Origin of the sequence: Nostoc sp. KVJ3 (genome assembly GCF_026127265.1) — a bacterium.
Lineage (GTDB): Bacteria > Cyanobacteriota > Cyanobacteriia > Cyanobacteriales > Nostocaceae > Nostoc.
In genome coordinates this window covers 3,160,054-3,173,296 of record NZ_WWFG01000001.1, presented here as the reverse complement: position 1 = coordinate 3,173,296, position 13,243 = coordinate 3,160,054, and the positions used below count along the sequence as shown (strand labels likewise).

13 protein-coding genes are annotated in these 13,243 nt (G+C 39.9%); 9 read left to right on the top strand and 4 right to left on the bottom strand.

Going from position 1 to position 13,243, the window contains the following annotated elements; translation table 11 throughout:
- Nucleotides 1-68: 68 nt before the first annotated feature.
- The 9 genes from GTQ43_RS12425 to GTQ43_RS12385 all read left to right on the top strand — a co-directional run bounded on the left by GTQ43_RS12425 (nt 69) and on the right by GTQ43_RS12385 (nt 6,895).
- Complete coding sequence (locus tag GTQ43_RS12425) at nt 69-1,331, top strand: nif11-class peptide radical SAM maturase 3 (RefSeq protein ID WP_265272919.1); 1,263 nt, start codon at nt 69-71, stop codon at nt 1,329-1,331.
- Between the two features lies 1 nt (nt 1,332).
- Complete coding sequence (locus GTQ43_RS12420; protein ID WP_265272917.1) at nt 1,333-1,533, top strand: hypothetical protein; 201 nt, start codon at nt 1,333-1,335, stop codon at nt 1,531-1,533.
- Between the two features lie 13 nt (nt 1,534-1,546).
- The gene (locus GTQ43_RS12415; protein ID WP_265272915.1) at nt 1,547-2,707 is read left to right on the top strand and encodes a phosphotransferase family protein; all 1,161 of its coding nucleotides are present in this window, start codon (nt 1,547-1,549) and stop codon (nt 2,705-2,707) included.
- Nucleotides 2,708-2,735: 28 nt separating this feature from the next.
- Entirely contained in the window at nt 2,736-3,854 is a 1,119-nt protein-coding gene (locus tag GTQ43_RS12410; protein WP_265272914.1) for a T3SS effector HopA1 family protein, read from the top strand.
- Nucleotides 3,848-4,864 carry an aldo/keto reductase gene (locus GTQ43_RS12405; RefSeq protein WP_265272913.1) on the top strand — a complete coding sequence of 339 codons (1,017 nt, stop codon included), beginning with the start codon at nt 3,848-3,850 and terminating at the stop codon, nt 4,862-4,864. Before GTQ43_RS12410 ends, GTQ43_RS12405 begins: the two co-directional genes overlap by 7 nt.
- 75 nt (nt 4,865-4,939) lie before the next feature.
- Nucleotides 4,940-5,695: a peptidylprolyl isomerase gene (locus tag GTQ43_RS12400; protein WP_265272912.1), complete on the top strand. Its 756-nt coding sequence runs from the start codon at nt 4,940-4,942 to the stop codon at nt 5,693-5,695.
- A 294-nt stretch (nt 5,696-5,989) separates the two neighbouring features.
- On the top strand, nt 5,990-6,211 hold the full coding sequence (locus GTQ43_RS12395) for a hypothetical protein (RefSeq protein ID WP_265272911.1): 222 nt from the start codon (nt 5,990-5,992) through the stop codon (nt 6,209-6,211).
- Nucleotides 6,212-6,384: 173 nt separating this feature from the next.
- The gene (locus tag GTQ43_RS12390; RefSeq protein ID WP_265272910.1) at nt 6,385-6,579 is read left to right on the top strand and encodes a hypothetical protein; all 195 of its coding nucleotides are present in this window, start codon (nt 6,385-6,387) and stop codon (nt 6,577-6,579) included.
- Between the two features lie 127 nt (nt 6,580-6,706).
- Nucleotides 6,707-6,895, top strand: a complete 189-nt coding sequence (locus tag GTQ43_RS12385) for a hypothetical protein (RefSeq protein WP_265272909.1) — start codon at nt 6,707-6,709, stop codon at nt 6,893-6,895.
- Nucleotides 6,896-6,956: 61 nt separating this feature from the next.
- Here the strand turns inward: GTQ43_RS12385 and GTQ43_RS12380 are convergent, their stop codons facing one another.
- From GTQ43_RS12380 to GTQ43_RS12365, 4 genes are all read right to left on the bottom strand, one after another.
- Entirely contained in the window at nt 6,957-7,694 is a 738-nt protein-coding gene (locus tag GTQ43_RS12380; protein WP_265272908.1) for a peptidylprolyl isomerase, read from the bottom strand.
- A 107-nt stretch (nt 7,695-7,801) separates the two neighbouring features.
- On the bottom strand, nt 7,802-9,325 hold the full coding sequence (locus tag GTQ43_RS12375; protein ID WP_265272907.1) for an HlyD family secretion protein: 1,524 nt from the start codon (nt 9,323-9,325) through the stop codon (nt 7,802-7,804).
- Nucleotides 9,326-9,532: 207 nt separating this feature from the next.
- The gene (locus tag GTQ43_RS12370) at nt 9,533-12,262 is read right to left on the bottom strand and encodes a peptidase domain-containing ABC transporter (RefSeq protein ID WP_265272906.1); all 2,730 of its coding nucleotides are present in this window, start codon (nt 12,260-12,262) and stop codon (nt 9,533-9,535) included.
- Complete coding sequence (locus GTQ43_RS12365; protein ID WP_265272905.1) at nt 12,165-12,881, bottom strand: helix-turn-helix domain-containing protein; 717 nt, start codon at nt 12,879-12,881, stop codon at nt 12,165-12,167. Before GTQ43_RS12365 ends, GTQ43_RS12370 begins: the two co-directional genes overlap by 98 nt.
- Nucleotides 12,882-13,243 lie beyond the last annotated feature (362 nt).

Sequence of the window (13,243 nt, the reverse complement as noted above, 5' to 3'; positions counted from 1 at the left end):
CTGAGATTTCTAGGGATGGATAGAGATTTGTTCGTCCCTTTCTAGAAAAGTTAATTGAGGGTATTTTTATGACTTATCGCCGAATTAGTTATGCAGTTTGGGAAATTACACTCAAGTGTAATCTAGCCTGTCAACACTGCGGTTCTCGTGCAGGTCATACAAGGGCGAACGAACTTTCTACAGCAGAAGCCCTTGATTTAGTCAAACAAATGGCGGAAGTTGGAATCACAGAAGTAACCATAATTGGTGGTGAAGCATTTCTGCGTCCTGACTGGTTAGAGATTGCCCAAGCAATTACCAAAGCTGGGATGTTGTGTGGTATGACCACTGGGGGTTATGGTATCACCTTAGACACAGCCCACCGGATGAAGGAAGCTGGTATTGGGGTAGTTTCTGTGTCAGTTGATGGCTTGGAAGCGACTCATGACCGTCTGCGGGGCAAACAAGGCTCGTGGCAATGGGCGTTTAAGACCATGAGCAATCTTAAAGAAGCAGGTATCCCCTTCGGCTGCAATACGCAAATCAATCGTCTGTCTGCACCAGAATTTCCCCAAATTTATGAGCATATCCGCGACGCTGGAGTATTCGCTTGGCAAATTCAGTTAACTGTACCGATGGGCAATGCTGCCGATAATGGTGATATTTTACTGCAACCTTACGAACTATTGGATATATACCCAATGATTGCTCGTGTTGCTGAACGCGCCAAGGAAGAAGGAGTGCAGGTACAACCAGGAAATAACATCGGCTACTATGGCCCCTATGAGCGATTGCTACGGGGTGGGGATGCTTGGTCATTTTGGCAGGGATGTAGCGCTGGACTGTCTGCTTTAGGTATTGAAGCCGATGGAGCTATTAAAGGTTGTCCCTCGCTACCGACCACAGCCTACACTGGTGGTAATATCCGCGATCATTCACTGCGGACAATTATTGAAGAAACCGAAGAACTACGGTTTAATTTGGGGGCTGATACTCCCAAGGGAACATCACATTTATGGGGTTTCTGTAAGTCTTGCGAATTTGCGGAACTCTGTCGAGGTGGTTGTAGTTGGACTGCTCACGTTTTCTTTGACAAACGAGGTAACAATCCTTACTGTCATCATCGCGCCCTGACTCAGGAAAAAGGCGGTATTCGAGAGCGAGTATTTCTTCAACGTCGGGCAGATGGGAATCCCTTTGATAACGGAGAGTTTGCTCTAATTGAGGAACCGATTAATACCCCTTGGCCTGAAAACGACCCACTTCATTTTACTAGCGATCGCATTCAATGGCCACAAGGTTGGAAAGAAGAACCAGAGTTAGTTAGTTCTCAATCTCATTCAGATAAATAATATGTCAAGTGATTTTATCCCTCCACAAGATGCGACTATTACTCATATTGAACAATCCCAGAATGAGGTAGAGCCTTTACTAACCTTGTTACCTCGTTCAGCTTGGAATAGTCAGTTAAATTATTTGCGGTTGATTTTTAGAGCAAAGAAGGCTTTAGATCGCATTGAGAAGGAAGCTGGCATTTTCAAAAGTTACAACTAATTGATTAAGACTTATGACATTTATCTTAAACTCACAGAATGTTTTCAATTATTTGCTTGAAAAAGGATTATGTAATCAATCAGAGCAACCACCCATTAAGATAGAACAACTTACAGCCAAGAATTTCAATTTGTTGCTGACTTTACCAGGCGATCGCAAACTTCTAGTTAAGCAAGAACGACACAATCCAGAAGGGAAAGCAGCTGGTGAATTTTTAACCGAGTGGCGAATTCAAGAGTTTCTCCAACAATTTCCCAACCTTGGCAACTACCGCTCATTTTTACCAGAGGTACTCCATTTTGATGTTGAAAATTCGATTATTGTCTTTAGATATCTGGATGATTATCGAGATTTAATGGATTTCTACACCAAAGAAAATAATTTTTCTACAGAAATCGCTACGGCAATTGGGAATACTTTAGGAACTATCCATTGTGATACTTTCAACCGCCAAGAATATCAGGAATTCTTTACTAAAAATTCAGATAATTTAATGAGCGATCAAGTATCACATTTAGTTCGGAGATTAGAACGGGTTGAACCGGAAATTTTTGGTATAGTCCCTGCTGAGGGGTTAAAGTTTTTTGCTCTATATCAACGTTATGATAGCTTGGGACAGGCGATCGCTGAATTGGGGAATGCTGTAACGCCCTCTTGTCTTACTCACAATGATTTGAAACTAAATAATATTCTCCTCTACAAAAATTGGCAATATTCTAGTAACAATATTATCCGGCTAATCGATTGGGAACGCTCTGCTTGGGGAGATCCAGCTTTTGATTTAGGAACCCTAATTAGCAGCTATGTCCAAATCTGGCTAACTAACTTGGTTATCAGTAATTCTTTGAGCATTGAAGAGTCTTTACGCTTGGCAATAACACCTTTAGAACTACTTCAGCCTTCAATTGGCACATTAACCCAAGCTTATTTAAACACTTTTCCAGAAATTCTAAAACACCGCCCTGATTTCTTGCAACGGGTGGTGCAATTTACAGGTTTTGCTTTGATTCAACAGATTCAGGGGATGATTCAATATCAAAAATCTTTTGGCAATATGGGGATTGCGATGCTTCAGGTTGCTAAGACGTTATTAAGCCGTCCTATACAATCGATGCCAACAATTTTTGGTGCTGCTGCTGTTGAATTAACCCACCTGAGTAATTCTCCTGTTTAAATCATTTTGTTATTACTAAATAAAAATTATGCAATTATTAAATTCTTCTCAAACTCAGTTAGAGCCTGGATTAACTGGGCAATTACTGGATGTTTTACAAGATATTGTTCGGAAAATTGAGATAAAATCTGACTTCTCCATCCAGCATCCAGATTACAAACCGTTGGAATTACCATCTGAAGTAGTTGAACGTTTTCAGAAGATGCCAACCCAGATGCAACAGAAATATCTGAGTCTGCAATTGCGGGCTTTTCTCTATGGGATATACTACAACGGTTCTATGCGAAGTGCGTTAGCACTAGATGGAGAAGAAAATAGTTTGCTCATAGATTTGGAAAATAATACTTTCCTGGGAATAGATTTAGAATTATATGAGCAATTGCATGAAAGTAATTGTGGAGACAGCAATTTTGACTTTGGTTGGTCTGTCATTAAAGAAGAAATAGACGGTAGCTTAGTAGTAAACAAAGGTGGTTTGAGGTTACATATTCAGCCTTACAAGCATCTTCAAACTATTGAAAAAACCCCTGTATTAGGTGATTTGGTAGCTATTAGAATGCCTAAGAATCGGGTACAAAATGGATTTTACATGGCAGTTGGCAATCAGGGCTTTACTCGTTTTGTAGATGCTAATAACCCATTGGTAACTGTACGAATCTATTTTAATTTAACTCCTGAAGGTGCTGTGGCGGTAATGAAGAGTCTGACACAGCAACTAAATAAGTTAGCAATTCCTTTTAGTTTTAAGGTTTTGTATAATCCAAAAGACTACGGACGGCATGATTCCGGGGTTTTGTATTTTGATAAAAGGGATTATCAGGTAGTTAAAGAAGTTTTACAGGTTGTATATAGAGAAAATAAATCTTATTTTCAGCCAGAGGTTCCCTTATTCACAATGCAGCTTCTACCAGGATTAGCATTAGCAGAAGAACCAGACCAAAAGTTTGCTGAACAGGAAAGTTTTGGGATGAATCGTTGTCAGATTGTGGCCAATGGATTACTAAAAGCTTGGTATCAAGGAGACAATTCTCCAGAGGGAAGGATGCAAGCTATCCATGAGCAATTTTCTTTATCGGGAATTGACTTGCAATCTGTCTACTTGAATGCTAACTCGGAAAATATTTACCAGTTATTGAACGAATGCTAATAACTAATCTTGCGTCACAATCCTTGGTCAAATCAGATCGAGTTGATCCTCTAAATGCTAAATTCCCGAAATCAGATTTACCTTTCTACCGAAAACTGGGGCGAACTGACTTAACAGTTAGCTGTCTAGGCTTAGGTGGTGGTGGCAGCATTTCCAGTGAAGATACGCTTTACGCCTTTGACCAAGGAATTAACTATTTTTTTTACTCCAGTGACCTGCACCACTATATCTATAGCTCTATGGCTGGAGCGCTGCGCCAGATGTGTGGACGTGGTTCCTTGGTGCGAGAGAAAGTAGTGCTAGCGACAGTAACTTACATTAAAAGTCCAGACATGGCGATCGCTGCACTGCTCGATCAGTTTGTAGAATTAGGTATTGACTATATTGATGTATTTTTCTGGGGCTGGATTGGTTCTAAGGATGGGTCAGCTTTAGAAGATTGTTTACAGCTTTCTCCTGATTTAAAAGGAGCTAATTCTGTATATCAGCGTCAGATTGAAAAAATAGTTGGAGTTTCAGAGCGCCTTAAAAAAATGGGGGCTGTTCGCTATATCGGAGCCTCTTTTCATGATATGAATCTGGCTCAACAATGGTCTAACAGCCCTTTATTAGATGTAGTCATGGTTAGACACAATGTTGCTCATAAGTCTGCTCAATCGCAAGTGTTTAATCAACTAGACTCCCAAGACTCTCATAGACCAGGTATCGTTACTTTTAAATCTACAGGCTCTCACACAGGCGCTCTTTGGAATGCTCCCCAAGGTCTGCCTGAAAATTGTTGGCAACCTTCAGTACCTGATTTATATCGCTACTCTTTAAGCCAAAACTGTGTAGATGTTTGCTTGGCTGGATGGCAACGTCGGGAAGAAATTGATGCAGCCATTTCTAGTGTCCAGCAAGGCAAACTTACACCTGCGGAAATTAATTACCTGAATTTGTATGGAGATTTACACCGCAATCAACTTTCTCTCAAAGATATTTCGCCAGAAAACTTGATTTATCGCTCCTAAATAAAAAAATACAAAGTAGCTAATATTTTCCTGGCTAGAACCGCACAATATGTATTTTGCTCAAGATTACATACTATGACCATGCAACACTCTTTAGAAAAACTTACATTCCCAGAAATTACACCTGCAAGTGATGAAGATATCCTTGCTTACCTGCGCCATTCTTGCAAAATAGCTGAAATTGCTATTGCTGCTGAAAAAAATGCTCTGACTTTGAAACTCTGCGAACAGCTAGATATTAAAGTAACAGACGAAGAGTTGCAAGCAGCAGGTGATGCATTTCGCCAAGAAAACAAATTGCTGGGAACATCTGAAACTCTGGCATGGCTAGCACAGCAGCGCATTAGTGTAGAGGATTGGTCGCAAATCATTCGCATATCATTGCTATCTCAAAAGTTGAAAGAACATATTTTCGGTGCAGCAGTGGACGATCATTATATAAACAACCGAGATAGTTATAAACGGGTGGCTTTGTCTCAGATCCTTGTTCGTGATTTGACAGAGGCAATGAATATTACCAAAGCGCTTCGGGACAAAAAAGATTCTTTTTGTGCATTAGCTTTAGAATACTCTAAGGGTAAGCAGTCTAAAGAAAATGGTGCTTTTGTTGGTATCCGGTTTTTAACAGAATTGTCACCAGAAATTGCAAATGCTGTCACTGATACCAAGGTAGGTGAATTAGTAGGCCCAATTCAAACTCAACTTGGTTATCACATCCTGAGAGTTGAGAAGTGGTTCCCATCTGACTTGAGTGAAATCAGAGAGCAAATTTTAGAAATGCTCTTCAAAAGTTGGCTAGAAGAGAGAATAGCTTCTGCTCCTGATGCTTGATGTCGTGAAATTTTCCGTTTAATTTGTTATTGTTTATCCAAATCTGCCTCTTATTTTAAAAGGCATATATTTTGTTGTATTAAAAGCAGCAATATAATTATATTGCTGGGAAATTTTTATATGAAAAAAGTATTTTTATATGGGACATTAATGTTTTTATTATGTCAAATTATGTGAAATTTTTGGATTGAGTTACAGCTACTTAAAACCTAAAATTAGATATGTAATCAATCAGGATATATTTCTGATTGTTACTAAGCATAATTCATTAAAAAAATCAAAGGAAAGCATCTGATGGCTACTATCAAAATTTCCGATTTGCGTCCTGCTGGTTACGATTTGTTTGCCGATCAAGAAAGCTATTTGATGTCTTTAACTGAAGATGAACTAGGTAATCAAGGTGGTGCTATTTGGTCAGTTATCACTACAGCTAGTAGTGGAGCTTGTTTAAGCATTGGTCTTACTGTTGTTGCTGTTACTTTTGTCGCTTCCTACATCAAAGGTCGCTACTACTAAACTCTACTTGTTCTAAATATTTGGAACAGGTTAAGAAGCATTTGTATATGGCTTAAAAAGTCTGATTGATTTAGCCAGACTATTCTAAACCTACATTATTTCCTATATATATGTAGGTTTAGCAATCAGCAAAAAGCACTTTTCACTTAATTGATGCAAGAGGAAATTAAATCATGGCAACCATTTCTATTAGCAACCTTCAACCAGTTGGTTCATCTCTTTTTATAGATGAAGAAAGCTTTCTCAACGAGCTATCTGATGAACAAGCAGGATCGGCTCATGGTGGTTTCACCATTTTTGCACTTATCAGTCTTGGTTTAGCTTCTGCTGCACTAGGATATGCAGTAGGTCGTAACGATCGCAAGTAGGCTATAATACCTCTGTAGCTCATTCAAAAATTTTCAGTTCATCTAGTGAAGGACGTAGTCTTAATACTTATGTCCTTCACTCTACGTTTAAGGTAAATTGTTAGTTGTATTAACGGGAAATTAATTTATGAGTCAGCCTCCTGTTTATCAACCCAATGGGTACGAAGCCATTGTTCTACTGTTGTTCCTCGCTATTGGAAGTGCAGCTTTTGGATATGTTGTAGGCAAGAACGATAAAGATTCATTTCTAAATCGCCAACAACAAAGCCAACATATTGAGCAGAAAGAAGCAAATTCAAACAGTGAACTACTTTGAAGCAAGTCAAAATATACTCGGAAGTATCGTTGTCAAATTGGTATTCAGCCAATGCTGTATTTTATTCAAGACTAATTACTAATTCCACTTCCTGAACTTGCTGCTTTATCCATTCTGTAAATAAATCTGCAAAAATTTTATACCGCAATTTGTCATCAAGTTGCGGTTGAATAATCTCTTCAACCAAAATCAGGTGTACTCCCTTAGAAGTCAAAATTGGTTTTAGAACTTGTGGGGGTACAGCCGTAAAGATAGCAGCAGAAATCTCTGGTTTTAACTCTTGGCGACTCACTATCCCCCGATATCCCCCTTTTCGACGTAACTCTGTATCCTGAATGTATTTATGGGCAACATCATAAAAGCTCATCTCACCTTCACGAATCATGTAGAAAAGTTCTAGCGCCAAGTCTTCATCGTCTAATACAACTTCATAAATTACTGCACCTGCATAATTTAGTTGGTTTTCAAAGAAATAGGGTTCAACTTTATTAGCTAATAGATTATTAGTTAGCTTGCTAGAGATGACAGTGCCATAAACTATATCTTCAAAATCATCTAGGGAAATACCATGTTTTTTCAGCCATTCCCAGGTATCATCAGCACTATTAAGTTTGTTAGCTAACCGGATTTTGTCTGCTGCTTGTTGAAGTTCCTCGGTTTCTACTTTTATGCCAGCTTCTTCGGCGGCAGATATAATCACCTTGCGGCTAACAATCTGCTCAATTATCTCAGGAATTTTGCAAGATAGTTTGATTTGATAAAGAATATCTTCTTTGGTAATAGCGATCGTTTGTGACATGATGTTTCTCCTGAAGTAGATAGATGAGATTAAATATTTTTCACTAATCGGAAAGCTTTCTGCATTTGCTGGAAGGTTGGGTTTATGAATGTATAAGTATTGTGTCTCTACAATTTCACTCCACCCTGTTGTAACTGCTTAAATGGATCGAGTAGAAAATCAATAATCCGGCGCTGACGTACAATTACTTCAGCTGTCGCCGTATCCCCAGGATGCAAGGCAATACACTTATTAGCCGAGGGAATACAATTTTGTTTGAGGGCAATTTCCAAGTCATAAGCTGCTACCTTGCCATTAGGTGTTTCCACCTCTATGGTAGTGGGAGAAATCTCTAACAATTTTCCTTCCACTACCCCATAATCCTGAAAGGGATAAGCATCAAACTTTAACTTTACTGGCAATCCTTTTCGCAAAAAACCACTCTCGTTTGTTGCCATTTGCGCCCGAATTATTAATGGCGAACCTTGGGGTGAAATCTCTGCAATCATTGCTCCCGGCTGCACTACAGATCCAGCCCGTTGTATCGGTAATTGAAACACTCTACCATTCACGGTAGCTCTTAAGTCTCGTTGTCCTAACTGAAACTTTAACGAGACAATCTGACTCTTACTTTGAGCAATTTCTGCCTGAAGTGTAGTAATTTCTGTCTCTAAACTCTTTTGTTGTTCGTCGATTTTTAACACAGCTAGCTTACTGGAACGAGTTAAAGTCTGATAACTCCTTTCTTGTTCTTTCAGTCGCAACTGTGCCTGTTCAATATCTGCATTTGCTTGCCGAATAGTTCGCTCGTAACTACTTTGTTGTTCTAGCAAACGTAGTTTAGCTTGTTGAATATCTGACTGATTTTGTTCGTATAATTGTTGTTTATCTTTAGCTATATCTTGTTTCTCAACAACATTAATTTCTGGAACAACCCCTGACTGCCAAAGACTGCGATAGCGATTAACTTCTCGCTCGGTACTGGCTAAACTACTGTTGACTAACTTATTAGCTGTTTGATTATGCCCAAGAGTTTGTCGTGCTTGATTTACTTGAGCTAATTTTTCGTCTTTTTGTAAATCATAGGAATTCCTAAGAGCATTCATATTCTGTCGTGCTTGGTCAATTTGAGCTTGCTTTTCTAACTCTTGAGATTGGTTTTGTTGCTCTTGAGTTGTCAAAGATACAACTAACTGACTTTTAGATGAATTTAACTGAGAAAGTCGATTTAATTGTCCTTCTAATTTATCTTGTGCTTGCCGCAATTCTGCCTTAACTAATTCCGATTCTAATACTAATAAAGTCTGCCCAATTTTAACCGAATCACCCTCTTTTACCCTAATTTCGGCAACAGTACCTGCCACAGCAGCATCCAGCCTCACTGTCTTTCCTTTTGGCTCAAGTCGCCCTCTTGCTGTACCAGTTTCATCTACTTTAGATAACATTGCCCAAGGCAAAATTATCGAGACAAATATCACCAAAAAATAAAGCAATCCTCTTGTCCAAACCTGGGGTAAGCTATCAAGTAAATCTTTGGTCGCATCAGCCCAATCATCAGTTGATTTATCTGGTGTTTGCTCTTTTAAAATTTCCTCGCGCTGTTCTACCTCATAGATTTGGGTTTGAACTCTTCCATTCAATGTGTTTGGCATGATTTTTCCTGATATCAATTTGGGATTTTGGGAGTGAGGCATAGAGTATTTGGAAGAGACAAGGACTTACGCACAGATAACGGAAAATCGTTCGCGTAGCGTGCCGGAGGCATACCACAGAGGATGCAGAGGACACGTAGGAATAAGAGTTTGAGGTTTGTTTTTGCGTAAGTTCACTCAATAATTCTCTGTTGTCTCTTTTTTGTTTCACCCTGCAACATCCAACTGCTGATGATTGAGATAAAAATAATGTCCCCGCTTTGCCATCAACTCTTGATGAGTCCCACTCTCAATCAACACGCCGCGATCTAGCACTAAAATCAAATCTGCATTCCGCACGGTTGAAAGGCGATGAGCTATTACTAAGGTGGTTCTGTCCTTAAGGATTGTGTTTAAATTTGTCTGAATAATCCTTTCTGACTCTGCATCTAGATGGGAAGTCGCTTCATCTAAAATCAACAGTTTGGGATTTCCTAACAATGCTTTTGCGATCGCAATTCTTTGTCGCTGTCCCCCAGACAACATCCCCCCTCCTTCCCCAATCTGGGTTTCATAACCCATAGGTAAGTTTTTAATGAACTGATCGGCACCCGCCAATCGCGCCGCCTCAATAATCTCTGCTAATGTTGCCCCAGGATGTGCCAAGCTAATATTTTCCCGAATCGTTCCGCCAAACAAAAAGGTATCTTGGTCAACTACTCCAACCTGTTCGCGGAGAGAACGCAATGAAAGACTGTTAATATCTTGCCCATCAATCAACACTTTGCCATCTGTGGGAGAATATAACCCCAAAACCAGTTTAGAAATCGTGGTTTTACCCGAACCACTCCGTCCCACTAGGGCAACCATTTGCCCACTTTGGACTTCAAAACTGAGATTTTCTAAAACATTGATATCGCTTTCAGGGTGATAGCGAAATGTCACGTTGTCAAAGCGAATATTACCTTGAATTGATGGTAAAGATTGCCGGACTTGATGCTGCAAATCCTCTTCTGGTTCCGCATCCAATACATCATTAATGCGTTCCACCGCAATCACCACTTCTTGCAATTGATTCCACAAAACCGTTAATCGTTGGAAGGGTGTAATAATATTTCCCAGCAGCATATTAAATGCCACCAATTGCCCAATAGTTAACTCGTTGTGAATAACTTGATACGCCCCAAACCACAGCAAGACAGTAGTTAGCACTGCTTCAATTGTGTTGCTGAATATTTGCAAGCGATTGCTGATAATTTGACCGGAAAAGTTAGTTTTTACTTCTTTACTTAATAACTCTTCCCAATGCCAACGCACTGTCTGTTCTACGGCTGTGGATTTAACCGTTCGTATACCAGAAAGGGCTTCAATCAAATAGCTACTTTCCTTGGCAACAGCATTAAATATTTCCCTAGAAATCTTTTGTAAAAAAGGTGTGGCAATCAATGCCAAGAGGAAAAAAGGCGGTATTATTACTAATACCAACAACGCCATTTTCCAACTGTACCAAAACATCAATCCTAAATAGATAAAGACAGTGACTAAATCTAGCAGGATGGACAACGCCTCACCGGAAAGGAAGCGTTGAATTTTGCGGTTTTCCTGTACACGAGAGATAATATCCCCCACATAACGAGACTCAAAGTAACTCAAGGGTAGCCGCAGGGTATGGCGAATAAATCCGACAATTAATGCTAAATCTACCTTATTCGCTGTGTGGTCTAACAGATATTGCCGCAATCCTGTCATCGCCACACGGAATAAACTAAAAATCAGTAACCCTAATCCCACTGCTGTTAAGGTTAGTTCAGAACGCTGCACTACTACACGGTCTAAAATTAGCTGGGTAAATAAGGGAGTAACAAGTCCAAAAATCTGGATAAATAAGGAAGCGACAAACACTTCCAGCATCACTAAAGAGTGAGGCTTCATCAATTCAAAGAATTGCCAAAAGGGAGTTGTAGTCTCTTTAGCATCCTTTAACCAGGCTGTGGGTTGCAGCAGCAGTGTATAGCCAGTCCAGTTGGCTTTAAATTCTTGGTGGGTGAGGGTACGTTGACCAATACCAGGATCTGCCACAATTACCTGTTTAGGGGTAATTTCGTAGACAACAATGTAATGCTTGCCTTCCCAGTGAGCGATCGCAGGTAATTTTTGCTTGGCTAATTGGTCAAGACTCGCTTTCACCGGTCGCGTCGCAAATCCAATGCTTTCCGCCGCCGCCGATAACCCCCGCAACGATGAGCCATTGCGGTCAACATTGGCGATATCTCGCAAGCGATTTACACTAAAGTTTTTCCCCCAATAGCGAGATACCATCACTAAACAAGCTGCACCACAATCCGATCCACTCTGTTGGGCAAAAAATGGATAGCGCCGAATCACACGTTGCAATAAATGCCCGACTCGCTGTGTGGAGTTGGGAAAATAGGCTTTGCTAATCTTTTTCGTGGCTGGCTCTACTGCTGGCGTTGACAAAATCTTCGGTTCATGCAGCCGTTTGGAGTCAGATGGCAGTACTGGCGGCTGATCTGAGTCTGGCTGTTGGGGATTACGGGACAGTGCTTTAGTCCATAAATGCTCCCGAATTTGGGGATATTTAGCCATCAATGGCCACAATACTTCACTCGGAATAAAACACAGTTGTAAGTTGACTGAAGCTCTTGCAGCATAAGCTTTAAAGTCACCCTCCTTAAACAAGGTAAATTCCCCAAATGAGTCTCCCGATTCTAAAGTGGCGATTAACTCATCGGCGTTATCTAGTAACCTGACTTTGCCAGCGATCGCAATATATATACCTGGTTGAGCATTAGTTCCTTGCCAGAATTTGCCGACTTTTGGGTTGATAAATTTAACTTGTTCAAGACAGTGTTGAAATTCCTCTGTAGAAAGAGAATAACCTAGAGTATTGTTGAACTGTTGTAGAGTCAGCAACTGAGCAGATATATTTTGCGCCATGAATGTCTAAATGTTTTCCTAATTTGGCAAAATTAATAGGTAAAAATTCGGAATCATCTGGAATACCTGCCGATTGGAGGTCACAAATCAAAATTTTGGAACCCTGAGCCTGTTCAGTGCTGTTTTGTTGAGGATTAGTGGATTTTGGTAGTGTGGATAATCCCATCTGTTTGAGCAGTCGCTTGATATGGCGATCGCTCACTTCAATGCCAAATTCTTTCGCCAGATGTTTCCCTAGCCAGTTTGCTGTCCAGCGGCGAAAAGCATAGCCGCGATCGCGGGGACTACTATTAACCAGTTCTTTCAAACGTTCTAAATACTGGTCATTTACTGACTTCGGGCGACCAATGGGGCAATCTTGCCATTGATGTGCCATTCCACTTTGGGCTATGTGTGTCCAATATCGTGCTGTTGCTGCACAACATCCCAAAGTTTGACAAATCGACCTTTGAGTTTTCCCCTCATCTGCCAACAACATGATTTCAATTCGTTGGCGGTAGGATTCAACTAGACTTTTGTCCAAATTTTGTAGTAGCAGTTTCCTCTGAAACGCTGTTAAATACTTGCCACTAGATGTACTTAAGTTGTTAGTTTCAGTTTTCCCTTGGCAGTCGGACATATACGTAGAATTTAAGAATTTGTTTGTTTTTTTTGTAGCTCCACAAATGCCCTGTGCTTGATGGCTAATTTGTCAAGCATTTCTAAATGAGTGTTTAGATTTTCCAACTTATTATACTAGTAGCCCACATTTTTTTATGTATTTTCTACTAAGTAAGTAGGCATCAAAAAACCAAGCTATGTAACGAAATGTAAAATCAGCGAATAGCTTAGGAATTGGTCATTCCATTATTTTTACAAAACTAAACATACATAGGTTTGATCGTGCTGACTTACTTATATATAGATATAGATTAAGCTACTAATGACCTTTTTAAATTCTGAAGATTAAGGTCTAAATAAGTTTTGATAAAATGTTGGGCT

Coding starts and splice junctions, on each gene's coding strand:
- GTQ43_RS12375 (WP_265272907.1), bottom strand. CDS start 9,325: ATGCCAAACACATTGAATGGAAGAGTTCAAACCCAAATCTATGAGGTA.
- GTQ43_RS12365 (WP_265272905.1), bottom strand. CDS start 12,881: ATGTCCGACTGCCAAGGGAAAACTGAAACTAACAACTTAAGTACATCT.
- GTQ43_RS12415 (WP_265272915.1), top strand. CDS start 1,547: ATGACATTTATCTTAAACTCACAGAATGTTTTCAATTATTTGCTTGAA.
- GTQ43_RS12420 (WP_265272917.1), top strand. CDS start 1,333: ATGTCAAGTGATTTTATCCCTCCACAAGATGCGACTATTACTCATATT.
- GTQ43_RS12370 (WP_265272906.1), bottom strand. CDS start 12,262: ATGGCGCAAAATATATCTGCTCAGTTGCTGACTCTACAACAGTTCAAC.
- GTQ43_RS12380 (WP_265272908.1), bottom strand. CDS start 7,694: ATGTCACAAACGATCGCTATTACCAAAGAAGATATTCTTTATCAAATC.
- GTQ43_RS12425 (WP_265272919.1), top strand. CDS start 69: ATGACTTATCGCCGAATTAGTTATGCAGTTTGGGAAATTACACTCAAG.
- GTQ43_RS12400 (WP_265272912.1), top strand. CDS start 4,940: ATGACCATGCAACACTCTTTAGAAAAACTTACATTCCCAGAAATTACA.
- GTQ43_RS12410 (WP_265272914.1), top strand. CDS start 2,736: ATGCAATTATTAAATTCTTCTCAAACTCAGTTAGAGCCTGGATTAACT.
- GTQ43_RS12405 (WP_265272913.1), top strand. CDS start 3,848: ATGCTAATAACTAATCTTGCGTCACAATCCTTGGTCAAATCAGATCGA.
- GTQ43_RS12395 (WP_265272911.1), top strand. CDS start 5,990: ATGGCTACTATCAAAATTTCCGATTTGCGTCCTGCTGGTTACGATTTG.
- GTQ43_RS12385 (WP_265272909.1), top strand. CDS start 6,707: ATGAGTCAGCCTCCTGTTTATCAACCCAATGGGTACGAAGCCATTGTT.
- GTQ43_RS12390 (WP_265272910.1), top strand. CDS start 6,385: ATGGCAACCATTTCTATTAGCAACCTTCAACCAGTTGGTTCATCTCTT.